Genomic DNA, 26,945 nt, shown 5'->3' on the forward strand with positions numbered 1-26,945 from the left:
ATTATTCAGACTCCTCTTGTTTGTAATTGCCGTAGTTTGATTGTTGTTTCTTGGCAGCCTCTAGGGCATCTGCCACCTCAGGCGGCATGTAGTTTTCATCGTGTTTGGCCAGTACTTCTTCAGCCACAAATAAATCATCGTTGCGCATTTTGCCGATGGTCACCACACCTTGGCCTTCTCTGAACAAATCAGGCAATATGCCTTCAAATTCAACTTTCACTTCCTCAGCAAAATCGGTTACCACAAATTGTACTTTCAAGCTATTTGGGATGCGGCTCATGCTGCCATCCTTGACCATGCCGCCGAGTCTGAAGTTGCGGTTTTCAGGGTAATCCTGTGCTGCCACTTCAGTTGGGCTTTTAAAGAACATGATGTTGTCTCTGAAAGCGGTCAAGAATATGGCCACTGCCACTGAGACGCCTAAAGCAACCATCAGCACCAATATCAATCTTTTCTTGCGGGTGGGGGTCATTGTTTTCTCCGAATTTTAGCTTTTATTTGTTTGATCACTTGTTTTTGGCTACTTTTGGCGGTGCTTAAATCTAGCACCAAAGCCACCACAAATACGCCTATGGATCCCCACACGAAAAAGTCGTACTTGCCCATATCAAATAATTCCATCATGGTTTTGCTCCTGATTTTTTACTCACCGCTTGTGCCACCCATTGTTTCTTGGCTTCTGTTTTCAGCAGGTAGGTATGGGCGCGGGTCAGCATGGAATAGATGTAATAAAATTTTGTTGCCAATGCCATCACCAACAGTGGTCTGAGCATGTCCCACGAGTGGATGCCCTCGGAGCCACCGGTTAAAGTGATGGAGGATGTTTGGTGGATGCTGGTCCACCAATACACTGAATAGCGAATGATCGGTAGATTAACCAAACCTATGATGGCCACCAAAGCTGCCAAACGCGCTGCTTTGCGGGGATCTTCTTCATAGGCTGCATACATGCCAGCCACACCAATGTATAAAAACAACAGAATCAGTTGTGAGGTCATGCGCGCATCCCAGTCCCAGTAGGTACCCCACATGGGTTTGCCCCACAGCATGCCAGTGAGTAAGGTGACGGCTGTGAATAGGGCGCCGATTGGTACACTGGCCATCATCACCGCTTCAGCCACTTTCATGCGCCAGACAAAGGTAATGATGCCACAAATACCTATGATGGCATAAATGAACATGCTCATCCAGGCAGCGGGAACATGCACAAAAATGATGCGGTAAGAATCTCCTTGTTGGTAATCTTTCGGGGCAAAAAATAAACCTTCAATCAAGCCGTAAGCTGTCAAGCCCAAGGCCAACAACAACATCGGCATCAACCAATGCTGGGTGATGCGGTAAAAGCTCGGTGGAGAGCCCATTTCATGATAAAACTTAACAATGCGATTCATTTTATGTTTTCACTATTCAAGGTTAATTTTAATGGCAGCCGCAGCTGCCAATGGCGCCAAAGTCAAACACAGCACCAATGACCCACTGAGTAACATCAGGTGGGTTGAAGCTGAATTGCTCAAAGCAGTTTCCAACACCGCACCTGCGCCAAAAATCAGTACGGGTGCCAACAATGGCATAATCAATACACTCAACAACATACCACCGCTTTTGATGTTCATTATCAGCGCCGAGCCAACCGTGCCTAACAGGCTGAATATGGGGGTTGCAATGGTCAATGACAACAGCAAAACAGCATATGCATGTGTTGGTAAATGCAATAACATGCCAATTACTGGTGCAAATAAAATGACCGGTATGCCTGTGGTGCACCAGTGCGCAGCAGCTTTACTGATCACAGCCAGCGGTAAATTCATTCCTGAGAGCGCATAAACAGCTAAACTGCCATCTTCATAATCGTCCTTGAAGATGTTCTCTAAAGTAATTAGGGTGCTGAGCAGTGCCAATATCCAAACCACTGCTGGCGCGATTTTAGTCAAAGTTGCAGCACCTGCGCCTAAGCCCAACGGGAACATAGTGACGATCAATAATTGAAAAACCAGTGGTTGGTAAACATTGGCTTTGCGTCGCCATGCCACCAAGACGTCTCTTTTGAACAAAGCCCAAAATGGCATCATGATATTGCCTCTTCCGGTTCGCAGAGGGTGACATGGTGGTCAGCCAGTTGGTGAATCTTTTTTTGATCATGCGCGGTGAGTAATACTGCCCCATCATGGTCGATGTGGTATTTGATGGTCTGATACAGCCATTCACAACCGGCTTGATCTAAGTTAACAAAGGGTTCATCGAGCAGCCAATAGGTTTTTTTTAACAACAACAAACGTCCCAGTGCCAAGCGTTTTTTTTGTCCAGCCGACAAATCACTGGCAAAATGGTAATCGTAACCAGACAAACCGACTTGGTCCAACACTTGCTCAATCTCTTGGTTTGTGGCTTGGATTTGATTGATGTGACAAACGAAACGCAAATTTTCCTCGCAGGTTAAGTTGCCTTTGTTGCCCAGTTTGTGACCTAAATAATGACTGTGATACAACCACTGTTCATCAACATCAGCATCATTGAATTGGATGCTGCCTTCAGCCAAAAGCCCCAGACCCGCTATGGCTTCCATCAAGGTGGTTTTGCCGGAGCCATTGGGTCCTGCTACTACGGCCAGTTCACCCGGTCGCAGATGCAAAGATATCGGTGCAAACAAAGGCTCGCCTGAACGCTGGCACTGAACATGCTTGACTTGTAAGTTGAGTGTGGTCAAAGGGTTAGGTTAGGACAGTTTGATTATGTCCTTAATTTTATTAAAAATGGCGTTGAAAGTAAACAATAACAGGCATTTTGCTGGGTCTTTCAGTGCATTTCATTGACCTGAATCAAGTGGTGAGTTCAGTGCAGCCCGAGGCAGGTGTTGCAGTGATGGAATTCTTTGTATTAAACTCAAGCAAAGAATAAGGAGAACATAGCATGTATCAAGGTTCTTGCCTTTGTGGCGCCATTAAATTCAGCATTGAAGGATCGTTAGGTCGGGCAGACGCATGTCACTGTGTTCAATGCCGGAAATGGACCGGTCACTTTTTGCCCAGTGTAGAGGTCAAGCGCTCAGCATTGGTGATGCAATCGAAGGCCACACTGAAGTGGTACCATTCGTCTGAGAAAGTCAGGCGTGGTTTCTGTGGTCAATGTGGTTCCTCATTATTTTTTGATCCAACTGATCAAGTCAAACATGACTGGTTGGGCGTGGCCATGGGTGCTTTTGATAGTGATACAAAAAAACAGTTAGAGTTACATATTTTTGTTGCTGAGAAGGGCAGTTATTATGAAATCAACGACGGAGTGCCACAGAATGAGCACTGAATTCAACAAGGTGGTGGTTTTAACCGGTGCTGGCACTTCGGCTGAGAGTGGCTTATCGACTTTTCGCGATAATGATGGCTTGTGGGAAAACCATCGGGTGGAAGATGTGGCCACACCTGAGGCTTTTGACCGCGACCCAGAATTGGTGCAACGCTTTTATAACATGCGCAGGGCCTCGTTGAAAACAGTCAGTCCTAATCCAGCGCATATGGCTTTGGCGACAGCGGAAAATCATTTCAAGTCGTTTTTGCTGGTCACACAAAATGTGGATGACTTGCACGAAAGGGCTGGCAGTAAACAGCTGTTACACATGCATGGCGAACTGTTGAAAAAGCGCTGTGTTCAATGTCATCAGATACACCCAATTACCGGTGATTTGGATGCGGAGGATGTTTGTGAGTCATGTCAGTCAAAGGGTTCATTGCGACCTCATATCGTGTGGTTTGGCGAAATGCCGCTGTACATGGACACCATCATGAGCGCTTTGATGCAGTGTGATTTATTTGTTTCAATCGGAACTTCTGGTTCAGTCTATCCGGCAGCTGGCTTTGTTGAAGTGGCCAATCAGTCAGGTGCCCATACGGTCGAGCTTAATCTAGAGCCCAGTGATCAAAATAACCAATTCAAACAGTCCATTCATGGTCCAGCCAGTGAAATAGTGCCGGCATTCTTTGCGCCATTCATGTAATTAAAATAAATTAATGACGTTAATACCAATTGCCACACTGTTTCACAATATATTAAACCATTGAATGTTAAATTAGTGCTTTGAATTAAAACGTGTTGAAGTGATGAAAAAATTGATTAAATGGATATTTGGGGTGGCTGCTGTGTTGGTGGGATTGGTGGTGCTGGCCATCATTATTTTGCCTATGGTGTTTGACCCGAATCAACACAAACCTCAGATACAACAAGCAATTGCGACTCAATTGGGTCGAGACGTCGAGCTCAACGGCGAGATTGAATGGTCGGTATTCCCTTCAATTGCGATTAACCTCAATCAAGTCACTGTCAAAAATGCTGCAGGTTTTCGCGGTGAGACTTTGGCTGAAGTGGAGCGCATTGCGGTCGGAGTGCAGTTGTTGCCTTTGTTGAAAAAACAAATCAAAGTGGGCCAAGTTGAGCTGCAACAACCCAAAATCAACTTACAAATGGCTCAATCGGGTAACAGCAACTGGCAATCCATTATCGATCACATGGGCAGCGGTCAAGATGCTACAGAGACATCAGGCTCGAGCGCAGACCTTGAAGTTAGGGGCATCGCCATCACCGACGGTGAATTAAACTACAAGGATGCCAGTGCTGGAATGGAGATCAGATTGACGGCATTGAACTTTGCAAGCGACTCAATCAAAAGCAACCAGTCCACACCGATGTCAATCGAAACCAAGATTGAAATGCCTGCCAATGATTTATCAGGCCAATTAAATGCGCAATGGCTGGCCAGCGGGTTGGGAGAGGGCAGTGGTATGGTGTTGGTATTCAGTGATTTGAGTTTCAACGGCTCACAGTCATCGTTGCCATTGGAATTCGAAGTATCGCCTCAAACCACCTTGGATTTAGCCCAAGACACGCTGCTGGCTGAGCAAATAAAGCTGGAATTGGGTGCCATGAAACTGACCACCAACCTCAACGGTAAACAATTAAGCACCAATATGAATCTGAATGGTCAACTCAATGTGGCTGAATTCTCAATGGCTGAATTGCTCAATGAGATGGGTACGTCACTCGATAACCAAGCGGACAATGCGGTTTCTGGAACAGCCAATTGGTCATTGCAAGGCGATCGATTAAAGCTCAATGGTATGGACTTCAAGTTAGATGATTCGGTCATTGCAGGAGACATAGATTTGAACCAACTCAGTCAGTTACGCGGTCAATTCAACCTCAGCATTGACCAATTGAATTTAGATCAGTACTTGCCCGCCGACAGCAGTGATGGCAGCTCATCAGCACCTGAAAGTGATGATTTCGATTTAGGACGCTTGTCAGGTCAAATCAAGATGCAGCAATTAACGGCTGCTGGCGTGAACCTCAACGACATCACTTTGAACATAACAACCAATGGAAAAAACCTCACGGTAGAGCCGTTGAAAGCCGGTTTTTACCAGGGTCTGATTCAGACTGAACTGAAATTGATGCCTGATCAACCCACAGGCAAATTACAAGTCACCCACAGCATGCAAGATTTTCAAGCAGGTAACTTGCTCACCGACCTGATTGGGACTGATTATTTAACTGGGTTAGGCCAATTGAATGCGGATGTAAAAATTGACCAACCTTTCAGTGCTGAGCCATTGAAAACTGCCAATGGCCGCGTCTCATACCGCCTTACCGATGGTGATATTGTTGGTATAGATGTGTTTCAAATCATACAGCAGAGTTTGAGTTTGTTGAATAAAGCCGAAGCAGCAGCGAATAATGAGGAATTGAAAACGGCTTTTGGTTTGATGGAGATAGATGCCAACATCAACAATGGCGTTTTGAAAACCAACAAGTTGCGTTTGAACTCTCCTTATTTTGATGTCAAAGGTGAAGTGGAGATTGACCTGGCTGCGCAAACCATCAATGGTCGCATCAGTCCCATGTTAACCAACATCCCTGAAGGGGTGTTGGATGCCCGTTTTGAAAAACTGATTGATACCAGAATACCTGTGAGTCTGAAAGGCAACTTATTAGAGCCCTCCATCAATATTGATGTTGCGGCATTGATTCTGGCCACGCAGAAAGCCAAAATCGATGAAAAGAAAGATGAGCTGAAAGAAGACTTATTTGATGCTTTGTTAGGCAAAGACAAGGACAAGGACAAAGATAACAGCAAAAAAGCCAACTCCGAAATGACAGAGAAAGAACGCAAGCGGGCTGAAAAAGATCAGATGAAGAGGGATTTGTTGCAGGGCTTGTTTGAATCATCAAAGAAAAAAGACAAGACTGTTGAAAAGGAAGATGATGGCGGTGGAAATTGATGTTGTCTAAGACGCCAGCCACAACAAAATATTGACACAATCTTTATCCTGACTGGTTTAACCTATCGTGTTTTAAACAAGGATTGAAAGCATGAAAGTATTGTTTGTTTTAACTTCACATGATGATTTGGGTGAAACCGGCGAAAAGACTGGTTTTTGGTTGGAAGAGTTTGCTGCGCCTTATTATGTGATGAAAGATGCAGGCGCTGAAGTTACTTTGTCATCACCTGCAGGCGGCCAGCCCCCCAAAGACCCCAAAAGTGCCATGACAGATGCGCAAACTGATGCCACGCACCGCTTCAATGGCGACAGCACAGCACAACAAGAGCTCGCTCACACCATGAAGTTAAGCGAAGTGAATGCAGCTGATTATGATGCCATCTTTTATCCTGGTGGGCATGGTCCTTTGTGGGACTTACACAATGATGAAAACTCCATCAAACTGATTGAGCAGTTTGCAGCAGCAGGCAAGCCCGTGGCCTCAGTCTGTCATGCACCTGCCGTTTTGCTGAAAGCCAAAAAAGCAAATGGTGAAGCTTTGGTCGCCGGCAAGCGTGTCACTGGTTTCAGTAACACCGAAGAAGATGCAGTGGGCTTGAGCAATGTGGTGCCTTATATGTTGGAAGATGAATTGAAGGCCGCTGGTGGCCACTATGAAAAAGTCGATGACTGGCAAGAGTTAGCCATCACCGATGGTTTGTTAATAACAGGTCAAAATCCAGGATCCTCAGCAGCTGTTGCATACAACTTACTTGATTTGTTGAAGTAATAAGATACCCTCAAAACTTGCGAGCCAGTTTACTCTGGCTTGCAACCAATTAAGCCATTCTGAAGAACTTAATCAGTTGATGTGACGTCTCTTCCCGGGTAAGATAATTGTCAATTAATCATACCAATTAAAGGGAGATATGTATGTCGGCTGTTAAACTCATGGTGTTGTACCCACAACCCAAAAATGTTGCTCAATTCGAACAGGATTACCAAGCTCATATTGCCTTGCTGCATGAGCAGATGGATATTCCCACCAGTGACAAACCTTACTCAGTCACCAAGATGATGGCTGGCCCAGCAGGGACTGCACCTTTTTATCAAATGTTCAGCATGCCATTTCCGGATATTGAAACCCTCAAAGCAGTACTCAGTTCCGATGCCATGCAAGTTGTTGCAGCCGATGCTTCTCGTATTTCCTCGGGTGGCGAGCCAGTTGTTTTGATTGGTAAGGATAATTGACCTCAAACCACCCAACTTCGTTCTCTAATTCACACACTTTTCTCATATAGGATTTCTTATGTCATTTTCATACTTCAGACCATTGGTTATGGTGCTTTTTAGTAGCGCTTTGATCACCACATCGGTCACAGCCACTCGCTTAATGACCCAACCAGCCATCAGCGAAAAACACATTGCTTTTATTTATGCCAATGATTTATGGGTTGCTAACAGAGACGGTTCTCAGCCCAGGCGTTTGACTGTTAACCCAGGTCAAGAAAGTTATCCGGTGTTTTCACCTGATGGTTCAATGCTGGCCTTTGAGGGTCAGTATGATGGCAATGATGATGTATTTGTGGTTGCGGTCACTGGCGGTGTGCCTAAACGCCTGACTTGGCACCCCTATGCTGATGCGGTGGTTGATTTCACGCCAGACGGTTCAGCCGTGTTGATTGGTTCCAGAAGATTTTCTCACACCAATCGATTCTCACAACTGCATACTGTTCCAGTAAACGGTGGTCCAGTTAAAACATTGCCGATTCCTACGGCATTTTATGCTTCATACAACGACGATGGTTCTCAATTGGCTTACACCCCGAATCGATCAGCCTTCAGGCAATGGAAAAACTACCGTGGCGGCACTCAGTCGAGGATTTGGTTGTACGATCAGGAAACCCATGAAGTAGAGGAAATAGCCAAACCAGCGACTGGTGCCAATGACAGCAGCCCCAAATGGTCGGGTGATGTGGTTTATTTCCGCAGTGACCGCCATGGTGAATTCAATTTATTTGAGTTCAACACCCTAACCAAAAGCATCAAACAATTGACTGATTTTGATGACTTTCCCGTGATGGAATTGGATGTGTATGCTGATACGGTCATTTTCGAACAAGCAGGCTTGCTCCACACATTAAACAGCAAGACGGGTGCCATCGAGACACTTAAAATAGATATCAAAACAGATTTACCGGAACTCAGGACACGTTATATCAGCGGCAAAGAGTATGTCCGCAGCGCGGCCATATCTCCCAGTGGCACACGGGTTGTTGTGGATTTCAGGGGTGAAGTGGTGACTGTGCCAGTAGATAAAGGCGACCCAAACAACCTCACCAACTCACCGGGTGCGCATGAAAACCAGCCACAATGGTCACCTGATGGACGATACGTTGCTTACTTCTCCAACACGACGGGTGAATATCAGCTGCATGTACATGATTTGAAACAACAATCAATCAACGCCATCGAACTCGATGGTGCTGGTTTTTACGCCCACATTAAATGGTCGCCAGACAGTAAAAAAGTCAGTTTTGTTGATAACGGCAGAAGCCTTTATGTGACTGATGTGACCACCAAAAAGACCGAAAAAGTAGCCTCTGATTATTTGTACATTCCTGGTGTTTATCGAAATCTGGTGGGTGATTGGTCGCCTGATTCTAACTGGCTGAGTTATACCTTGATTTCTGAGAATAATTTTGAGAACGCCTTTGTTTATTCATTGCAACAAAAACGCTCTTACCCCTTATCTAATGGCTTGTCGAATTTAACTGAACCCAAATTCGATCCCAATGGTCAATATTTATATATGCTGGCATCGACCGATGCAGGCCCACTGCAAAACTGGTTTGATCAATCCACGTTGGACATGAACAGCACCAATTTAATCTATCTGGTGACGCTACAAGATGAAGTTGAATCGCCATTCAAAAGACAAAATGACCAACAGGAAATCATCCAAAAGGACGAAAAAAACGCTGACAAGAAAGATTCAGATGATGAAGATAAAAACACAAAATCAGTCGAAATTGATTTCAAAGGTTTGAACCAGCGAATCGTCGATGTACCCTTAAAAGCATCTGAATACAGTAACTTACGGGTTGGTGAATCGGGTGTCTTGTATTATTTGAAGCCCAATAACGAAGGCGAGCCCAGTATTCACAAATACGATATTTCAGCACAAAAAGAAGAAGTTTTATTGGCAGCAGATGCGTTTGAACTTGCCGCCGATAACAACCATGTGCTGTACTTGAGCAAGGGTGCTTGGGGTACGATCGATCTGAGCAAAGACCCGAAAAAAGGCACACCGTTGAATGTTGATGCGGTCACCGTTCAATCGGTGCCGAAAATGGAGTGGCAAAATATTTTCGATGAAGCTTGGCAAGTCAACAGAGACTATTTTTATGACCCCGGTATGCACGGTGCCGATTGGTCAGCGATGAAGTCTAAATACCAACCATTTTTGGCTGACTTGACCTCTAAGAATGACTTGTATCGGGTGATGCAATGGATGTTCAGCGAATTGGCGGTGGGTCACCATCGTTTCAACAGCATGGGCGATTCATTCCACCAATCCAAATCCATCAAAGGCGGCTTATTGGGCGCTGATTATGAGCAGGTAAATGGCCGCTACCGTATCAAAACCATCTACGGTGGCTTAAATTGGAATCCCGGACTGCGTTCACCACTGACCGAACCTGGGGTGCAAGTTTCAGAAGGTGATTATATTTTGGCGGTGAATGGCCAGGAAGTCACCGCGGCAGACAACTTGTTTCGGTTTTTTGAAAACACAGCAGAGCAAGTAGTCAGCTTGAAAGTCGCTGATAATGCCAAAGGCAAAAACAGCCGCACGGTCACAGTCACACCGGTAGATTCTGAATACGCTCTTCGCAATAGGGCATGGGTTGAGGGTAACATCGAAAAAGTCGATGCGGCCACAAATGGTCAAGTGGCTTATGTTTATGTGCCTAACACAGCACAAGCAGGCCATGAATACTTCAAACGTTATTTCTATCCGCAAGTACATAAAAAAGCCATTATTGTTGATGAGCGATACAATGGCGGTGGCTTTTTGGCCGACTACGTGATTGACTTGCTTGAGCCGAAAGTGGATGCCTATTGGAATTTCCGTTATGGCAATGACTTGAAAGCACCGAGTGCTTCTATCCAAGGACCCAAAGTGATGCTGGCTGATGAAAATGCCGGTTCTGGTGGTGATTACCTGCCTTATTTATTCCGTCGCAATAACTTGGGTACCATTGTCGGCAAAACCACATGGGGCGGCTTGGTTGGCGTACTGGGGTATCCACAGTTCATTGATGGTGGATCGGTCAGCGCACCGAATGTGGCATTTTATAATGAACAAGGGTTTGGAATTGAAAATGAGGGCGTCGCGCCAGATATCGAAGTCGAACAATGGCCTAAAGCAGTGATTAGTGGTGGCGATCCACAATTAGACAAGGCGATTGAAATCATCCAACAGCAGTTGGAAGATTACACACCAAAAGTCATTGAGCGTCCAGCTTATCCAGATCGTCACGGTTTGTTCAGGGACAATTAATGGTTTTTAACTGTTAATCTTCAAATTAATTATTTTGAGCACTGAGTTACAGAAACTCAGTGCACTTTTATATGAAAATACCCCATGGGCTGTGCGAGTAGGTGCGCCTTAATTGAATCTAATTAAAAAATAAAAGTCAGTGAGTTTATGTATAAATTGAGAATGTATTTCTGGTGTGTGTTGTTAATTTCTTCAACTGCCAAAGCCACCATAAAATTACCTATTGAACTGACTTCGTGGACCATCCACCCAACTGTCGCCACCATCAAGTTACCCATTGGTTCAGAGATCAAGCAAATTTCAGGTCTTTATTTGCGTATTCATAACCTCAAATTTGCTAATCAATTGTCTGTCCGACTCAACGAGGGTGGCTGGCATCATGTTAATAACGATACTGTTGAAGTGTTTGAAAACGAAGCCTTGCAAGATGGCATCGGCGGAATCAATGCCACCATCCGTCTCATTGCCAATGCTTTGAACGATGATTTTGTGTCTGGAGGTGAAAATCATTTGCACATTCGTCTGAATGGTACCAACGGCGAGACCAGTGCGATACGGATGATTGCATTAAACGTGATGGCTGCTGATGGTTCGATGTTACTGGAAGAAGCTGACTTTCTTCAAGATGATCCCAGTTCATGGCAACCCATACTCAACGACCCAATCAGTTTATCTGCTGGTGAAGAATTATGGCATTCAGCCAATTTATACAACAACCCAATCACCAAGCGAACTTTGAAAGCCAAGTGCAGCTCTTGTCATTTTGAAGATGGCAGTGACCTCAAGTACTTTAACTACTCTGACCAATCCATCATCACCAGGGCGCAGTTTCACGGTCTGAGTTATGCCGATGGTGTGCGTATTGCCTCGTACATCAGAGCCTTAGAAACTCCGGCGCCAGGTCGTCCATGGAATCCGCCGTTTCAGCCTGGGCCGGGCTTAGACCCTTTACCAACTGATACAGATCAAATCAAACAACAAAAAGCCGATCACTGGATGGCTGGTGCCGGTTTGCACTGGGCTTTGGATGATGAAGCCCAAGTGATGGCGCATATGTTTCCTGATGGTGTGACTTGGGGCAATATGTCTGCTTTGTATGACCGCAATAAAGTTTTGAGTCTGAGGGTATTGCCAGTGGCCCAACAAATGCCTGACTGGAATATGTGGTTACCCAAAGCTGCCCCTGAAGACATATGGCCAGATGCCAGTGATTACGAGGTACCATGGACACTGTTCAACGTGGTGGCTGATGCGCTTGCAAATGAGGGGCCAGCAGCGCTGGCAGCATCGGCTCAGTTACAAAATTTATTTGGCAGGTTCAATTGGGATTTAGATGGATGGCATGGAGACATACGTGGCGGCGCAGGCCCAGAATCTGAAGTGGGATTAAGACGCAATCCAGAATTTTCTCGAGAAACTCATATCCAGGCATTACAGCGATGGAAGTCAATCAAAATATATGATTTGGTGCGAAAATATGGATTGGAAGACATTCATGATGATGAGTCGGTTTGGCATCAGCGTGGTGACACTGAGTTTACCAATGAGTTGTTGGCGATTCCAGGTAATAGGCCACGAGCCAATATTTGGGCATTGGCACCACACATCATAAGTAATAACATACGCCATTTTGAAGGACAATGGGATCGAACTGGTACCATGGAATCAAACCAATGGTATCACCTGGCATCATTGGTCACTTCAGGACATCGCGTCCAAGCCAATCAAAATGTACCGATGGACTGGAACTATATATTTGAACATTACGAACGGGCTTACCAACGCACCGGAAGTTACAACTCAGTGACCCGAGTGGCTACTTTAGCCAAAGTATTACAAGCGCGAGACACCGGCGCTGGTATGACTCGAGATGGCTACGTGGCGCATGCGATGCAATTAAACAAACGTTTTTCTTATGATGATTATGACCGCCGTTCATTCAGTTATTTGGATACCCTGAGTCCCGATATGTGGCGCATGTCATTTGAGGCCTACCTGCATGAGTGGTTGGATATGCACGAATCGTATGCTGTGAATGACGAAGCCGCTATCCCCAGAGATGATTTAAGCCAGTACTATTACGAAACCAGTCAGACAGTCCCTGAGCCTGGTGTGGGCTTCTCTGGTTTTCATGGCCCCAGAGAAAAACAGCACATCAATAATTTCTATCGCTTGTTACCGCTGTTACAACAACAGGGCATTGATGAACTGACTTTAACGGATTTGGCCAATTGGTTTAATCGCATGTGGCCTTATGATGCCAATCGTTGGGGCAGTGTGCCTTCTTGGCATGAACTGATCACATCGGTGAGTTTATTGGCGGAAAATTTTGAGAATAATTCAATTTTTTCTGGCCTGACTCCGGTTCCCATCAAAGATTCAAATGGGGTGAACTTAACAGCTGTACCTAAAAATGGTGGTAGTTACTATGTGGGACACCGATATATTGGTGGTGGTACACCAACCATGACAGCTGCTTTATCTGGTGACATCAGTGGTTTAAGCGCATTTAAAATCAGAGCAAGGGTGGCCTTTGTTAAGTCAGGTGGGGGTGAGGGCATGCCTGATTTGCGTCTGGGTTTCATCAGCAATGCAGAATCCAGAGTTTCAAGCGCGCTACCAATTAATCTGGGTATTTTGGCTGAAAAATTCCAAACCATTGAGGTCATTTTTGAACCCAATAATTCTAGCACGGCATTACAAGAAGTTTTTATCAGAGCTTTGAACCTCAACAATGTGCAAGGGGATCTCTATGTTGATAATGTGGTGGTGATACCAGTGGTGAATGAAGCCAATGACACCCAAGCACCACCTGTCCCACAATTAAATGTCCGCGATGACATCTTGGCTCGACCCGATCGGCCTTTCGTGCGCATGTATTGGAACAGTCTGGATGAGGCTGACTTGTTGGGTTATCGTTTGTATCGAAGAGATGCCACAGCGGCAGCTTCAGCGCGAAAATTACTAGGCAATGGCGTTGTGGTTAAATCGCTCAATGCCATCAATGATGAATCGGTTGTGCCAGGTGTGACTTATATTTATGAAGTCACGTCTGTTGATGAATCGGGGAACGAATCCAATTTTTCAAATGAAGTGACTGTCACCTTGCCAGACATCACCGCCACACACATACCGGCGGAGATTTGGGCCATTAATGGTATCAACCAAATTGAAGTGGGTGGTTTTGGTGTACCAGATATTGATTTGCAAGGTTTTGAGTTGTATCGGCGCAGCGCCAACTCTGGTGCTGAATTTGAATTGATTCAAACAGCAGTAAACAACAGCGACACCCTGTATTTCAGTGACGCAGCCGTTCAACTGGGACAGTCTTATGAATACTACATCAAAGCAATTGATAGAAACGGGCTCAGTGCATCAACTGCTCCGATAAGCTTGTTGCATGAAAAACCCCATTTACAGGCGACAGAATTTATTCATGTGACCTTTGAGAATGCCAAGACCAATCATTATGACGTCCATGTGGTTTTAACCGAAGCATTGGCTCAAAATATTGAAATACAACTAGAGGTAGACGGTAGAGCCTTGCCAACTGTTTATGCTTTCACGGCAGCAGGCGGGAATCAGTTTACTTTGCCCGCAGTTTATCTGACTGAGGGTCCAAGGGCCTTAACCTTGGTTGTTTTGAGTGGTGAAATGCAGATTGAATCAATTAATTATGCATTGAATCAAGACTACATATTCGCCAATGGATTTGAAAAATAGCAATTCAGATCAACAATCTAGCTCACTGTGCAGCCAATGCTTAACGGCCTGAAAAGGGTATTTTTCCAGCGCCCCAAAGTTTGGCAGGGATCTGACTTTAAGCCGCGTAAAAATGGGTGTGTGGATGCCACAAAGGAATTTGGTGGCGTTGTGGGTGGACATGGCAGATGCCATGGTGGTTTTGCAAGCATGCAGCAATGAGTCACAATCCATGGTGTTCAGTTCAGGTAATTGTTGATTGCTTTGAAAACAGACAGCGCCATTTTCACAAACTGAACAATGGCCACAATTATTAGGCGCGTTTTGATCGCCGAAGTAATTCGCCATTTGTTTACTCAGGCATTGATCAGATTCAAACATCGCTATCATGTTGTGTATGCGGTTGATTTCATTGTGTTCTTTGTTTAAAAACAGTTGGTATAACTTTTGCGTTAATGGCGTCACATCGAAATTTTCACTGGTCACATCAAAACGCTCAACGGCCAGTTTGGCTTGTAGCTCCAAGTGACCTTGATCTTCCAGCCACTCCAAAGCAGTAAGGATCCTGCTGCGATTGATCCTGTTGCCACCTGTAGTGTCATTGTCCAATATGCCTTGTATATCAACATAGGTCCATGTTTTCTTGACCACACAGTTGTCGAACAGGGCTTGGATGAATGCTTTTCTCTCACCTTGAAACAGGTTAATGATTTGTTCGGTGTTGTCGATGCTTTTAAAAGCGTATTCTTCAAAATAAGTGAATTTGGGCGTGATGATGCCTTCAAGCTCTAAATAAACCAACAGGGTTTTTAATGGCAATGGTCGAATGTTTAATTCATTGGATAAACTGGTGAGTTTGGTCTCCCAGAAGCTTTCATGGCTGTTTTGACTTTGGCAGTTTTTTATTTGTTCTAATAGATTGGCTATGGCCGCTTCTTCCGGTGTGTCGCCATATACAAAGTTCTCTTGTACTTGCAGGTTTTCATTGTTGGCAAGGATGGTGCATCTGGACGGCAGCCCATCTCGCCCAGCGCGGCCAATTTCCTGTGCGTAGTTTTCAATTGATTTGGGTAAGTCATAATGAAACACTTGGCGGACATTGGTTTTATCTATGCCCATACCAAAAGCGATGGTGGCGACGATACAATTGATCTCTCCACCCATGAATTGGTTTTGAATGTGTTCACGTTCGTCGGCTTTCATGCCCGCATGATAATGTTGTGCGGGCAGTTGGTTTTGGTGCAAAAACTCAGCCACTTCCTCTGCGGTTTTTTGTAGAGTGACATAAACAATACTTGGCTTATTGGTGGTTTTTGTTAAATCCTCTAGCAGTGTTGCTGAGCGTTTATTGGCCGCTGTGGGTTTCATAACCAACTTTAAGTTACTGCGATAAAATCCAGTGATAACAACATCATCGGTAGCAATGTTAAATTTATTTCGCATGTCCTGAATGACTTGTGGGGTTGCGGTTGCCGTCAGAAGCAGCGTTTGTTTGATGTTGAATTGCTTTTGGTACTGTGGCAGTTTGAGGTAATCAGGTCTGAAGTTATGGCCCCATTCAGAAATGCAATGCGCCTCATCAATTACCATCAGTGAAATGTTCATTTGTTGAAGTTGGGCACGGAAACGTTCGTTTTTAAATCGCTCAACAGAAATCATCAAAACCTTAAGGCTGCCAGACTTGGCTTGTTGTAACACCTGGTTGTATTCACTGCGCTCCAGGGTTGAGTCCAAACGTGCGGCTTTGATCCGATGCGATAACAGAAAATCCAGCTGGTCTTTCATCAGCGACAACAATGGCGAGACCACCAAGGTCAAATTGGGCAATTGAGTCGCGGTTAATTGGTAGCACAAAGACTTGCCTGAGCCAGTGGGAAAAATGGCACTGGCAGAGCGGCCACTCAATAATTTCTCGATCACCTCACGCTGACCGGTTTTGAATCCATCAAAGCCAAATTGTTGTTTGAGTAAAGCGATCAAGTCCATATTAAGTAATCCTTTGTGTGTGATTTACAATGGTGCTCATTGTGCCACATGACCACATCAAGTCCAGTCCATATTTTCTGATGGTTTGTGGGAAAAAATAGCCGTTTAATTTCGTTCCCAAGCTCCAGCATAGCCAAGTAGGATGGGCTCTGCCCATCGAAATGCCATCTAACAGCGTCAAAGTTTAAAAATTTAGCAGCACTGTTTTTTTTAAAACTTAAAATAAATAATCAGTTTGCTGTTCATGATTTTGTTGTCAAATCATCAAAATGATGGGCGGAGCCCATCCTACAATACTAACCGTATATTTCCTGATAATGATGCATTCAAAATATTACTTCAAACTGAGAAAACAATGACTTACAATGAATTCCATAAAAAAAGCGTGCACGAATTTAAGCCTATATCTTGATAGAAGGCAATGAGGCACTATTAATAAATGTTATTGACCCATGAAACTTATCAGGTATTTTTTACTTATATTTACAATCGTTCCCTTTTCAGTGAATGCTCAGAGAATAGAAACTGAGTTTTTCTCTATAGACCTTCCAGAGGAACTACACGTTGAAAATGATAATTTAAGAAGAATAATTGCATCTGGCCCAAGTATGAAACCATTTGTAGTTATCGAATACGGAAAGGGTATAACCGAACAGTATCAATCTATTTCTGAGGATACAAGTGAGATGTTAGAAGAACTCGGTTATGAATTATTAGAAAGTAATTGTGGTACTGATTGCGTTAGTTTAACTGGTAATGCCGTTGAGGAAATAGATGAAGGGAGCATATTTGTGTATATTTACATGGCTAAGTCTAAAAAAATAAGCTTCGTTATAGTTATAGGTTCTCCAACTGCCATTGATAGCGGAAAGCTTGAGATTACAAATATCGCTAATCAAATTTTATTAGGTAAATAACAATATTTTGAAGCGGACAAAAATAAAAAGCCAAGTAGGATGGGCTTTGCCCATCGAAATGCCATCTAACAGCGTCAAAGTTTAAAAATTTAGCAGCACTGTTTTTTTTAAAACTTAAAATAAATAATCAGTTTGCTGTTCATGACTTTGTTGTTAAATCATCAAAATGATGGGTGGAGCCCATCTTACGGTACTTAAAAATGGATCCCCGGGTCAAGCCCGAGGATGACGGTTTTGGATTAGCTATGTTAAGATTTATTTATGTTTGATACATATTCAAAAAACCGCTTCTTTGATCCGTTCAATCTCATCCCTTAAGTCTGCGGCTTTTTCAAACTCCAGGTCGGCAGCGTGCTGTTTCATTTGTTTTTCTAGCTTCTTCAGCAAGGTGCCCAATTCTTTGGCTTTTTTACCGGCATAGGCACCGCCGCCTTCAGCGACTTTAACCAGCTGTTTGCGGTCTTCCTGGTCGTAGGCATCTTGTAAATCATGAATCTTACGCACCACCGATTTCGGTGTGATGCCGTGTTCGGTGTTGTGGTCGATTTGTTTTTGGCGTCTTCTTTCAGTTTCGCCAATGGCTATTTCCATGGCGTTGGTGATTTTGTCGCCGTATAAAATGGCTTTACCGTTGAGGTTCCGACTGGCCCGACCTATGGTTTGTATCAATGAGCTGGTAGAGCGTAAGAAGCCTTGTTTGTCGGCATCTAAGATGGCCACCAAGGACACCTCAGGCATGTCTAAGCCCTCACGCAGCAGGTTAATACCCACCAATACATCAAATACGCCTTTGCGCAGATCACGGATGATTTCAACCCGTTCTACGGTATCAATTTCAGAGTGTAAGTACCGGACCTTGATGCCTTTATCAGCCAAATAATCGGTCAAATCTTCACTCATGCGCTTGGTGAGAGTGGTGACCAATACCCGCTCTTGTAGCTTCACTCTTTTATTGATTTCTGAGAGTAGGTCATCTACCTGAGTAGCCACTGGCCGCACTTCGATGGTGGGATCAATCAAACCCGTGGGTCTGACGATTTGTTCCACCACTTGGGCTTGGTGTTCGGCTTCGTATTTACTTGGTGTGGCAGAGACAAAAACCATGCGAGGAGTGCGCTGTTCCCATTCTTCAAATTTAAGTGGTCGGTTATCTAAAGCACAGGGCAGACGAAAGCCGAATCGCACCAGGTTTTCCTTACGCGATCGATCACCTTTGTACATCGCACCAATTTGGGGGATGGAAACGTGTGATTCATCCACTACCAGCAGCGCATCGCTGGGTAAATAGTCGAACAAACACGGCGGTGGATGTCCCGGTGGTAAACCGGTGAGGTGTCTGGAGTAGTTCTCGATGCCATTGCAGTAGCCCAATTCTTGCATCATTTCCAAATCATACATGGTGCGTTGTTCAAGGCGTTGTGCTTCGACCAAGCGGTTGTCGTCATATAGGACTTTCAAACGGTCCTTGAGCTCTTCACGGATGTTATTGATGGCGTTGAGTATGCGTTCTCTGGGTGTGGCGTAGTGTGAAGTGGGGAAGATATTAATTTGAGCCTCTTCACTGATTTTTTTACCGGTCAATGGATCAAAGTAACTCAATGATTCAATTTCATCATCGAACATCTCGATGCGCACCGCGGCTTTCTCTGAATCTGCTGGAAACACATCAATCACCTCACCACGTACACGAAATGTACTGCGTTCTAGCACAATGTCATTGCGGGTGTACTGTAATTCAGCCAGGCGTCGCAGCAAGGTTCTTTGGTCAATGCGTTCACCAACATTCAAAGAAACCAGCATTTGTAAGTAGGACTGTGGATCACCCAAACCATAAATGGCTGATACTGTTGCCACAATGATGACGTCTTGTCTTTCCATCAAAGATTTGGTCGCAGAGAGGCGCATTTGTTCGATGTATTCATTGATCGATGCGTCTTTTTCTATGTACAAGTCAGTGGCAGGTACATAAGCCTCAGGCTGGTAGTAATCATAATAGGAAACAAAATATTCCACCGCATTGTTAGGGAAAAATTCTTTGAACTCTGAATACAATTGGGCTGCCAGGGTTTTGTTGTGGGCCATGATCATGGTGGTTTTTTGTACCTTGTTGATCATGTGAGCGATGGTGAATGTTTTACCTGAACCAGTCACACCGAGTAGGGTTTGTGCTTTCAAGCCATCTTCAAATCCCTGTGATAATTTTTCAATCGCTTGGGGTTGGTCTCCTGCGGGCGTGAACGGGCTTTGTATGTCAAATGGCTTGGCTGACTTTTTGATTTGTAAATTGACTGTTTCCATGGGCGGTAATGATAACTTAATTAAGATAAATTTGTGTGAATCAGCCGCAGCCATGCCATTGGTCACGTTTTGGGCTTGTTGTCTTGACTATGTAATTATTTACATAGTAAACTATATAATTACTGATATAGGTGATGGTGCTTCGTTGAAACCATCAGCGCATGAACACTGATTGAGTTGAATCCATGAAAAACACAGCAAGCAATAGAACATTCATTTATATTACTTTATTAATTATTTTGGCTGTTTTTTTGTGGTTGGGGTGGACAACTTATGACTTCATCAAACCAGATGTTTCACAGCCAGAAATAAGGGCGTCAATACGTGATCACATCAGGTCAGGTTTGCAGACAGCAGTGCAGGTGGGTTTACCTGTTTTGATAATTGTTTATTGCATTAAGAGGTTTTTGGACAAGTAGCGACAAGGGTGCTTGTGGGTATTAATTTTTTAAATAATGAGGTGGGTGATGGATTGGATACATGATATTTTTAGGAACATACATGTGGCAGGTGGTTTTATTGGTTTGTTTTTATATTGGATACCGATACTGAGTAAAAAAGGCAGTCCTTTGCATAAAAAAGTGGGGTTGTTTTGGGTTTGGTTGGCCAGGGTGGTTTTGATTACGGCTTTTTTGGGTGTGTTGTTGTATGTGCCCAAGCTGATTGCGGCGGATAAGTACTTGTTTACTCACCCTAATAGCTACGCATTCATCATGTTTCTGGGTTACTTATCAGTGGTGACCTATGTGGTGACGGTCTTTGCGGTATCGGTGCTGAAATACAAAGCCGATGCCACGCAATTGGCCACGCCTTTTATGCAGTCGATGGCCTACATCAGTATATTATTGAGTGTGTGGATTATTTTTTACGCCTTGGCTTACCAACCCGATGCAAAAATCGTTTTACTGGCATTGAGTCCTGTGGGCTTGAGCACCGGTTGGGGCATGCTGCAATACATGAAAGGCAAGCACACCAGCAAACGGGCTTGGTTGTATGAACACCTCGGCTCGATGATTGGTGCGGGTATTGCTTTTCACACCGCCTTCGCGGTATTCGGAATGACCCGTTTATTCGACATTGGGTTGAACGGTTGGGTGGCGGTGATACCGTGGATTCTGCCAGCAGCAATTGGGATTCCAGCCTCAATCATTTGGCGCCGTCATTACCAGAAAAAATTCAATGAAATACCGGCATAGGAGGATCGTTTGAGTTTAAGACACATCCTGCTGGGTATACTGCAACAACCCAAAAGCGGTTATGACATCAAGAAAATGTTTGATCAGGTGTTCAATAACTTCTGGGGCGCTGAATTGTCGCAAATATATCCCCAATTGCGCAAATTAACCGATGCCAACATGCTAACAGTGCAGGAGGAGCCCTCAGACAAAGGCCCCAATAAAAAAATTTACCACACCACCCCAGCTGGAAAAGAAGAACTGGTGCAGTGGTTATTATCTGGCCCAGTGACCAACACCGAGAAGCTGGCTTATTTGGCCCAAACCTATTTCTTGGGCAGTTTAGATAATAATCAACAGCGCTTGGAGTTTCTGGAAGACCTGTTAGAGCACCTGAAAATATGGCACCAAACATTGCTCGATGTGCAACAAGACATGAGGCAACATTTTCCTGATTATCCTCACGGTTTACCCGATGAGGAGTTTTACCCCAATCTGACCTTGATGCTGGGGGTCAAGAAAGTGGGTGCCAAAGTTGAATGGGCTCAGGAATCGATTGAGTTACTTAAAGCACGTATGTAACGGATAAAATCATCGTTTTGTTGGAAAAAAGGTTGCGATATGATTTCAACCTTTTAAGATAGGCCTTTTTTATCATTAAGCCTTTGATATGAGTGATTTTGTAGCCAATTTAGTTAAGCGAGTCAAACCTTCTGCAACCATAGCTGTGAGCATGAAAGCTGCCGAATTAAAACGGGCCGGCAAAGACGTCATAGGTTTGGGTGCTGGTGAACCGGATTTTGATACGCCTGATCATATCAAAGCGGCTGCGATTGAGGCCATAAACAACGGCCAAACCAAATACACCGCGGTGGATGGCACGCCTGAGTTGAAACAAGCCATCTCAGATAAGTTACTGCGTGAAAATCATGTTGCCTATCAGGCCAACGAAATCATCGTTTCTTGTGGTGCCAAACACAGTATTTCAAACTTACTCAGTGCGGTGATTAACCCCGGTGATGAAGTCATCATCCCAACACCTTATTGGGTTTCATACCCTGACATGACTTTACTGGCAGGTGGTGAATCGGTGATTGTGGAGACCAACAGTGACAACGATTTTAAACTCACTCCAAGCCAGTTGGCGAAGGCCATCACCAGCAAGACCCGCCTGGTGATGTTGAATTCACCCAGCAACCCAACCGGTAAAGCTTACACCCCAGATGAACTGCAAGCATTGGGTGAAGTCATAGCTGAAAACCCACACGTATTGGTCGCCACCGATGACATTTATGAACACATTTACTGGGGGCATGAGCCGTTGGCTAATATGGTTGCCTTGATCCCAGAATTAAGGGATCGGACCATCATCATCAATGGGGTTTCAAAGGCTTATGCCATGACTGGATGGCGCATTGGTTATGCCGCTGGTCCAGAGGCGATTATTACCGCTATGCGTAAAATCCAATCACAAAGCACATCAAACCCTTGCTCTATTTCACAGGCTGCCGCTGCGGCTGCATTGAATGGCCCACAAGATTGTCTGGTAACCATGCAAAAGGCCTTTAAACAACGCCATGATTATTTGGTCAAGGCATTGAATGAACTGCCGGGCATGACTTGTGGTGCGGGTAATGGTGCTTTTTATGCTTTTCCTGATGTCACTGCGGTAGTGGCGCAGTTAGATGGGGTCAATGATGATGTGGCATTGGCCACGTGGTTGTTAGAAGAGGCAGGTGTCGCCGTGGTACCAGGCACACCATTTGGTGCCCCCGGGTTTGTGCGTTTGTCCTTTGCCACCTCAATTGATGTGTTGCAATCGGCTGTGGCGCGAATGGACGCTGCTTTGCGGCCGCATTTTGAATGATGATGGATTGTCAGTGAGTCCAGCAAGCATCAGACTGATACAGCCCAAAGACAACCAAGCGGTCAAGCAATTGGTTTTGGATACTTTGCGTGAATTTGGATTGCATGGCGCTGGGTTTGCTGGTGTTGATGCTGAACTCGATGACATGTACCAAGCCTACGACAATGAATTCAGTGCATATTATGTGATTGAGACTGACGGCCAAGTACAAGGTGTGGGTGGTTTTGCTCCATTGGAGGGCGCGGCAGCAGCGGGCATTGCTGAACTCAGAAAAATGTACTTATCACCGGTATTAAGGGGCCAGGGGATGGGGCAGAGGTTGATTGAGCTGTGCATCGCTGACGCCACCGACAAGGGTTTTAAAAAAATGTATTTAGAAACCGTGCCAGCCATGGAAGCAGCCCAAGCACTTTATCAAAAAAATGGTTTTGAATACCTGAGTGAAAGGTTGGGCGATACCGGTCACCACAACTGCCACGTGTGTATGGCAAAAACACTGCATGGTTAAGGCTTTTTTACTGTTGTTCATCACTTGGGCTTTGACTGCTTGTCAAAACCCTGATGTTGCAAAACAAAGACTGCTAAAACCCGATCAACAAAACTTTCAAGCAGCCCATCAACTGTCAACTCAGCTGCCAACTCAATTACCAAAAGCAGTGGCAAACAATGCCGTGGCTTACCTTCAGGTTGATGGCCAGGATCAATTTTATAGTTTCAATGGTTTGTTGGCAGGAAAAACCCACCAAGACATCACCAATCAAGCTTGGGTCTGGCGCCATGGTGAATGGCAGGCATTGAGTGTGCCGTCAGCACAGCCACGTGTTTTAGCAGCCACAGCAGTATCGGCAGCCGGAGCAGTTTATTTGATGGGTGGTTATACCGTGGCAGCGGATCACAGCGAAAAATCAGTACCCAATGTGTGGCGCATTGATGCAGTAACAGACCAATGGCTGGCCTTGCCGCCCATGCCTACGCCGGTAGATGACACCGTGGCCTTGGTCTATCAGGACAGATTCATCTATTTAATCAGCGGTTGGCATGATGTGGCCAACGTTGAATTGGTTCAGGTTTTTGACACCCAAAGCCAAACTTGGCAGCAGGCTACACCACTGCCGTTACCGCCGGTGTTCGGTCATGCCGGTGGCATTGTTGATAATAAGATATTGGTGTGTGATGGGGTGAAATTGGTTGTGGCTGGAGAACAACGAAATTTCCTGCCATCACCAGCATGTGCCGTGGGCACCATCGATGCCAATGATCATCATTTGATTGATTGGCAAGTGATTGAGCATCACAGTGGTGTGGCGCATTACCGCATGGCTGCATCAAGTCACAAAAAGTCACAAATCCACTTCTTTGGTGGCAGTAACAATCCGTATAATTATGATGGCATCGGCTACAATGGCCAGCCATCAAAAGCCAGTAACGTGCTCAGAATCTATGATTTCAATCAACAGCAATGGACATTAAGTGATTCTGATTTTGCCGCTTCAATGGATCACCGAGCAGCACTGAGTACATGGTATGGGCTGGTTATCATGGGCGGCATGAAAGATCCGCAACAGGTAACCAACGAGATAAAATACCTAAAATAATAAAACACAAAAAGAGAGCAATAAACAGATGATTTTAAAATTGAAACAACAAACCTCACTGATGATTTTGATGTTGGTTTTTGCTGTCAGCACCTTTGCTGGGGCACAGCCTGTCACGCCAAATAAACTGCCCAAGGGAAGTGGGCCTTGGATTGTACTGGCACACTATCAAGACAAACAAGCTGTTTTGGGCCTCAAACCTTACTATGACCTATGGAAAATTGATGAGAAGAACAAAACTGTTTTGATGGCAGTTGAAAACGTCGCCGACTTTCAAGAGTTGGCAGAGGCCGGTTTTTCGTTGGTTTTACATGAAGCATTGATGCGCCAACAACAGCAGCTTAAAAATAAAAGCTTGATGGGCTTAAAAACCATTGATGGTTTTGCTTGTTATCGCACGGTTACCGAAACTTTTGCGGCTATGGATCAAATGCTTTTGGACTACCCTGGCTTGGTTACTTTGGTTGATATAGGCGATTCATGGGAAAAAACCCAAAATGCCAGCCAAGGCCATGACATGCAAGTGGTTAAAATCACCAATTCGGCTATCACCACCGCCGATAAACCCATTCTTTATGCCATGGGTTCAATCCATTCACGTGAGTACCCACCGGCAGAACTGGTCACGCGATTCGCTGAGTACCTATTGAGTGAATACGGCGACGACGCAGATGTTACTTGGCTGGTCGATCACCATGAGATTCATCTGTTGTTACAGGGCAACCCAGATGGTCGCATCGTTTCTGAAGGTGAGGCCACAGCTTTTCAGCGCAAAAACTACAACGCCAATCATTGTGAAGGCGGCGGTGGTTTCGGCGACATGCAGGGTGTTGATATGAACAGGAACTTTGAGTTTCTGTGGAATCAAGGAACCGGTTCAAGTGGTAATGATTGTTCATCGGCTTTCCGTGGTGATACCGCTGCCAGTGAACCTGAAACACAGGCCATCAATAATTACATCCAAACTTTATTTCCTGATGACCGGCCTGATGATTTGGTCACGGCTGCACCATTGACTAAACCAGGTGTTTACCTGGATATCCACAATGTGGCTGAACTGACTTTATTTCCATGGGGTTATGCTGACAATGCGGGGCAATCACCTAACCACGTTCAATTACAAACATTGGCCAGGAAGATGTCATTTTTCACTGGTTACAGACCTGAACAGTCAAACGCTTCTTTGGGTGGTGCTGACGGCGCTTCAGACGACAATGCATATGGTACTTTGGGTGTTGCTGCCTATACCATTGAGCTTGGAGAAGGCGGCTTTTACTCTTCTTGCAGCTCATTTGATAATACCATCTGGCCGGACAATCGCCCCGCCATGATTTATGCAGCCAAAGCGGCTCGCATGCCCTACGTGATGGCTTCAGGCCCAGATGTGATTAACTTACCGCCACAGCCGATCAAAGTCTCATCGGGGCAAACATTTAATGTTTCAGGAACGGCCACTGATTTACAGTTCAATAACTCAAATGGTCTTGAATCAACGCAAAACATCAGTGGTATCAAAGCTTACCTGGGCACCCCGTCGTGGTCAAATGGTGCCACAGCGGTTGATATGGTTGCCAGTGATGGTGTTTTCGATAGCAAAACCGAGGCATTCAATGGCGTTTTAGATTCCAGTGGTTTGAGTGAAGGTCGCCACATCGTGTGGTTTGAAGCCACTGACTCAGCCGGAGTCACTGGTGTTCCTCATGCAGTTTTTGTTGATGTCTTAGACCCGGGTAACATCGCTACTTTGTCAGGAACTGTCACCGATGGCGACACCAGTGCAGCGATTGAAGCGGCAACTGTCAGTTATGATGGCATCACAGTGATGACTGATGCCAGTGGGTCTTATAGCATTCAAACGGCAGCTACCACCAGTGATTTGTCCGTCAGCAAATTAGGTTACCTCAATACAACTTTGAACGATGTAGCAACCATTGGTGGTCAAACCACAACTCAGGATGTGCAACTGACTCTCAGTTGTGATGTTGAATTATTGAACACAGATGTCGAAAGCTATAACAGCATCGCTGATGCTGAGGTCGCCGGTTGGTCGCGAGTGACGGGAGCAGGTAACAACGACTGGGACGTTGTCAACGGTGATGATCAGACCACGGGAAACAGCAAATCCTTTGTGGCGGCTGATGTGGCCACGGTCTCAGATAAAAGCTTGGTCACACCAGAATTGGCAGTCGTGGCAGATACCGAATTGGTGTTCTGGCACAAACATGATTTTGAATCGAACAACGACAATTACGATGGTGGGGTGCTCGAAATTACCACCAACAATGGCTCTAGCTGGACTGATTTAGGTCAATTCATAACCCAAAATGGCTACAATGGCACGCTCAATGGTGGCTTCAGTCAACCCTTGGGTGCGGTGCCAGCTTTTGTTGGTAACTTGGGCACTTTTACTGAAGTTAAGGTCGATTTATCTGCCTTTGCTGGTCAAAATGCCAAAGTCAGATGGCGCCTGGGTACCGATAACTCAACCAGCGCAGGGGATTGGAAAATAGATGACATCAGTGTGTTGGCTCCTAGGAGCTGCAAAGGCCCAGATGATCTCATTTTTGCTGATGGTTTTGATGGTTCTGATTGAAACAGG

General features: G+C 45.0%; 21 protein-coding genes. 14 read left to right on the forward strand and 7 right to left on the reverse strand.

Features of this window, described 5'->3' with window-relative positions; translation table 11 throughout:
• Window position 1: 1 nt before the first annotated feature.
• Genes ccmE through ccmA form a run of 5 tightly spaced genes read right to left on the reverse strand, consistent with a single transcriptional unit; the run spans window position 2 to window position 2,704 of the window.
• Window positions 2–472 carry a cytochrome c maturation protein CcmE gene (gene ccmE / locus QNI24_RS10435; protein WP_267176990.1) on the reverse strand — a complete coding sequence of 157 codons (471 nt, stop codon included), beginning with the start codon at window positions 470–472 and terminating at the stop codon, window positions 2–4.
• Complete coding sequence (ccmD, locus tag QNI24_RS10440; protein WP_267176991.1) at window positions 469–624, reverse strand: heme exporter protein CcmD; 156 nt, start codon at window positions 622–624, stop codon at window positions 469–471. The genes ccmE and ccmD overlap by 4 nt, the downstream gene beginning before the upstream one ends.
• Window positions 621–1,391, reverse strand: coding sequence for a heme ABC transporter permease CcmC (gene ccmC, locus QNI24_RS10445; RefSeq protein WP_267176992.1), 771 nt, complete (start codon window positions 1,389–1,391; stop codon window positions 621–623). Before ccmC ends, ccmD begins: the two co-directional genes overlap by 4 nt.
• Before the next feature lie 12 nt (window positions 1,392–1,403).
• Window positions 1,404–2,069 carry a heme exporter protein CcmB gene (gene ccmB / locus QNI24_RS10450; RefSeq protein WP_267176993.1) on the reverse strand — a complete coding sequence of 222 codons (666 nt, stop codon included), beginning with the start codon at window positions 2,067–2,069 and terminating at the stop codon, window positions 1,404–1,406.
• The gene (gene ccmA / locus QNI24_RS10455; RefSeq protein WP_267176994.1) at window positions 2,066–2,704 is read right to left on the reverse strand and encodes a heme ABC exporter ATP-binding protein CcmA; all 639 of its coding nucleotides are present in this window, start codon (window positions 2,702–2,704) and stop codon (window positions 2,066–2,068) included. The genes ccmB and ccmA overlap by 4 nt, the downstream gene beginning before the upstream one ends.
• Window positions 2,705–2,907: 203 nt before the next feature.
• Between ccmA and QNI24_RS10460 the strand changes: the two genes are divergently transcribed.
• From QNI24_RS10460 to QNI24_RS10490, 7 genes are all read left to right on the forward strand, one after another.
• Complete coding sequence (locus QNI24_RS10460; protein ID WP_267176995.1) at window positions 2,908–3,297, forward strand: GFA family protein; 390 nt, start codon at window positions 2,908–2,910, stop codon at window positions 3,295–3,297.
• The gene (gene cobB / locus QNI24_RS10465) at window positions 3,287–3,985 is read left to right on the forward strand and encodes a Sir2 family NAD+-dependent deacetylase (RefSeq protein ID WP_267176996.1); all 699 of its coding nucleotides are present in this window, start codon (window positions 3,287–3,289) and stop codon (window positions 3,983–3,985) included. Before QNI24_RS10460 ends, cobB begins: the two co-directional genes overlap by 11 nt.
• Before the next feature lie 103 nt (window positions 3,986–4,088).
• Window positions 4,089–6,263 carry an AsmA family protein gene (locus QNI24_RS10470; protein WP_267176997.1) on the forward strand — a complete coding sequence of 725 codons (2,175 nt, stop codon included), beginning with the start codon at window positions 4,089–4,091 and terminating at the stop codon, window positions 6,261–6,263.
• Between the two features lie 91 nt (window positions 6,264–6,354).
• Window positions 6,355–7,032 carry a type 1 glutamine amidotransferase domain-containing protein gene (locus tag QNI24_RS10475; RefSeq protein WP_267176998.1) on the forward strand — a complete coding sequence of 226 codons (678 nt, stop codon included), beginning with the start codon at window positions 6,355–6,357 and terminating at the stop codon, window positions 7,030–7,032.
• Between the two features lie 143 nt (window positions 7,033–7,175).
• The gene (locus QNI24_RS10480; RefSeq protein ID WP_267176999.1) at window positions 7,176–7,493 is read left to right on the forward strand and encodes an EthD family reductase; all 318 of its coding nucleotides are present in this window, start codon (window positions 7,176–7,178) and stop codon (window positions 7,491–7,493) included.
• 58 nt (window positions 7,494–7,551) lie between these two features.
• Window positions 7,552–10,806, forward strand: a complete 3,255-nt coding sequence (locus tag QNI24_RS10485) for a S41 family peptidase (protein WP_267177000.1) — start codon at window positions 7,552–7,554, stop codon at window positions 10,804–10,806.
• A 147-nt stretch (window positions 10,807–10,953) separates the two neighbouring features.
• Window positions 10,954–14,529 (forward strand): fibronectin type III domain-containing protein, encoded by a 3,576-nt coding sequence (locus QNI24_RS10490; RefSeq protein ID WP_267177001.1) that lies wholly within the window; start codon window positions 10,954–10,956, stop codon window positions 14,527–14,529.
• A 9-nt stretch (window positions 14,530–14,538) separates the two neighbouring features.
• Here QNI24_RS10490 and QNI24_RS10495 read toward each other — a convergent pair whose 3' ends face one another.
• Window positions 14,539–16,494: a RecQ family ATP-dependent DNA helicase gene (locus tag QNI24_RS10495; RefSeq protein WP_267177002.1), complete on the reverse strand. Its 1,956-nt coding sequence runs from the start codon at window positions 16,492–16,494 to the stop codon at window positions 14,539–14,541.
• Window positions 16,495–16,946: 452 nt separating this feature from the next.
• Between QNI24_RS10495 and QNI24_RS10500 the strand changes: the two genes are divergently transcribed.
• Window positions 16,947–17,411, forward strand: coding sequence for a hypothetical protein (locus tag QNI24_RS10500; RefSeq protein ID WP_267177684.1), 465 nt, complete (start codon window positions 16,947–16,949; stop codon window positions 17,409–17,411).
• A gap of 276 nt (window positions 17,412–17,687) precedes the next feature.
• On the opposite strand, the gene uvrB is transcribed toward QNI24_RS10500, so the two are convergent.
• Window positions 17,688–19,709, reverse strand: a complete 2,022-nt coding sequence (uvrB, locus tag QNI24_RS10505) for an excinuclease ABC subunit UvrB (RefSeq protein WP_267177089.1) — start codon at window positions 19,707–19,709, stop codon at window positions 17,688–17,690.
• Between the two features lie 467 nt (window positions 19,710–20,176).
• On the opposite strand from uvrB, the gene QNI24_RS10510 reads away from it, so the two are divergent.
• The 6 genes from QNI24_RS10510 to QNI24_RS10535 all read left to right on the forward strand — a co-directional run bounded on the left by QNI24_RS10510 (window position 20,177) and on the right by QNI24_RS10535 (window position 26,939).
• Entirely contained in the window at window positions 20,177–20,905 is a 729-nt protein-coding gene (locus tag QNI24_RS10510) for a hypothetical protein (RefSeq protein ID WP_267177090.1), read from the forward strand.
• 9 nt (window positions 20,906–20,914) lie between these two features.
• Complete coding sequence (locus tag QNI24_RS10515) at window positions 20,915–21,466, forward strand: PadR family transcriptional regulator (protein ID WP_267177091.1); 552 nt, start codon at window positions 20,915–20,917, stop codon at window positions 21,464–21,466.
• Between the two features lie 88 nt (window positions 21,467–21,554).
• Window positions 21,555–22,751, forward strand: a complete 1,197-nt coding sequence (locus QNI24_RS10520) for a pyridoxal phosphate-dependent aminotransferase (RefSeq protein WP_267177092.1) — start codon at window positions 21,555–21,557, stop codon at window positions 22,749–22,751.
• A gap of 13 nt (window positions 22,752–22,764) precedes the next feature.
• A complete protein-coding gene (locus QNI24_RS10525) occupies window positions 22,765–23,259 on the forward strand; it encodes a GNAT family N-acetyltransferase (RefSeq protein ID WP_267177093.1) in 495 nt (164 codons plus the stop codon).
• The gene (locus QNI24_RS10530; protein ID WP_267177094.1) at window positions 23,252–24,346 is read left to right on the forward strand and encodes a Kelch repeat-containing protein; all 1,095 of its coding nucleotides are present in this window, start codon (window positions 23,252–23,254) and stop codon (window positions 24,344–24,346) included. The genes QNI24_RS10525 and QNI24_RS10530 overlap by 8 nt, the downstream gene beginning before the upstream one ends.
• Before the next feature lie 28 nt (window positions 24,347–24,374).
• On the forward strand, window positions 24,375–26,939 hold the full coding sequence (locus QNI24_RS10535; protein WP_267177095.1) for a M14 family zinc carboxypeptidase: 2,565 nt from the start codon (window positions 24,375–24,377) through the stop codon (window positions 26,937–26,939).
• The last annotated feature ends 6 nt before the right edge of the window (window positions 26,940–26,945 follow it).

The organism is Marinicella marina, assembly GCF_030065545.1.
In the GTDB taxonomy this organism is placed as follows: Bacteria; Pseudomonadota; Gammaproteobacteria; order Xanthomonadales; family Marinicellaceae; genus Marinicella; species Marinicella marina.

What these genes read in the sequence shown, in the direction of transcription:
- uvrB (WP_267177089.1), bottom strand. Translation starts at nt 19,709, where the DNA reads ATGGAAACAGTCAATTTACAAATCAAAAAGTCAGCCAAGCCATTTGAC.
- QNI24_RS10500 (WP_267177684.1), top strand. Translation starts at nt 16,947, where the DNA reads ATGAAACTTATCAGGTATTTTTTACTTATATTTACAATCGTTCCCTTT.
- QNI24_RS10480 (WP_267176999.1), top strand. Translation starts at nt 7,176, where the DNA reads ATGTCGGCTGTTAAACTCATGGTGTTGTACCCACAACCCAAAAATGTT.
- ccmD (WP_267176991.1), bottom strand. Translation starts at nt 624, where the DNA reads ATGATGGAATTATTTGATATGGGCAAGTACGACTTTTTCGTGTGGGGA.
- QNI24_RS10475 (WP_267176998.1), top strand. Translation starts at nt 6,355, where the DNA reads ATGAAAGTATTGTTTGTTTTAACTTCACATGATGATTTGGGTGAAACC.
- QNI24_RS10530 (WP_267177094.1), top strand. Translation starts at nt 23,252, where the DNA reads ATGGTTAAGGCTTTTTTACTGTTGTTCATCACTTGGGCTTTGACTGCT.
- QNI24_RS10485 (WP_267177000.1), top strand. Translation starts at nt 7,552, where the DNA reads ATGTCATTTTCATACTTCAGACCATTGGTTATGGTGCTTTTTAGTAGC.
- QNI24_RS10470 (WP_267176997.1), top strand. Translation starts at nt 4,089, where the DNA reads ATGAAAAAATTGATTAAATGGATATTTGGGGTGGCTGCTGTGTTGGTG.
- QNI24_RS10490 (WP_267177001.1), top strand. Translation starts at nt 10,954, where the DNA reads ATGTATAAATTGAGAATGTATTTCTGGTGTGTGTTGTTAATTTCTTCA.
- ccmC (WP_267176992.1), bottom strand. Translation starts at nt 1,391, where the DNA reads ATGAATCGCATTGTTAAGTTTTATCATGAAATGGGCTCTCCACCGAGC.
- QNI24_RS10520 (WP_267177092.1), top strand. Translation starts at nt 21,555, where the DNA reads ATGAGTGATTTTGTAGCCAATTTAGTTAAGCGAGTCAAACCTTCTGCA.
- ccmB (WP_267176993.1), bottom strand. Translation starts at nt 2,069, where the DNA reads ATGATGCCATTTTGGGCTTTGTTCAAAAGAGACGTCTTGGTGGCATGG.
- QNI24_RS10460 (WP_267176995.1), top strand. Translation starts at nt 2,908, where the DNA reads ATGTATCAAGGTTCTTGCCTTTGTGGCGCCATTAAATTCAGCATTGAA.
- QNI24_RS10510 (WP_267177090.1), top strand. Translation starts at nt 20,177, where the DNA reads ATGGATTGGATACATGATATTTTTAGGAACATACATGTGGCAGGTGGT.
- QNI24_RS10535 (WP_267177095.1), top strand. Translation starts at nt 24,375, where the DNA reads ATGATTTTAAAATTGAAACAACAAACCTCACTGATGATTTTGATGTTG.
- cobB (WP_267176996.1), top strand. Translation starts at nt 3,287, where the DNA reads ATGAGCACTGAATTCAACAAGGTGGTGGTTTTAACCGGTGCTGGCACT.
- ccmE (WP_267176990.1), bottom strand. Translation starts at nt 472, where the DNA reads ATGACCCCCACCCGCAAGAAAAGATTGATATTGGTGCTGATGGTTGCT.
- QNI24_RS10495 (WP_267177002.1), bottom strand. Translation starts at nt 16,494, where the DNA reads ATGGACTTGATCGCTTTACTCAAACAACAATTTGGCTTTGATGGATTC.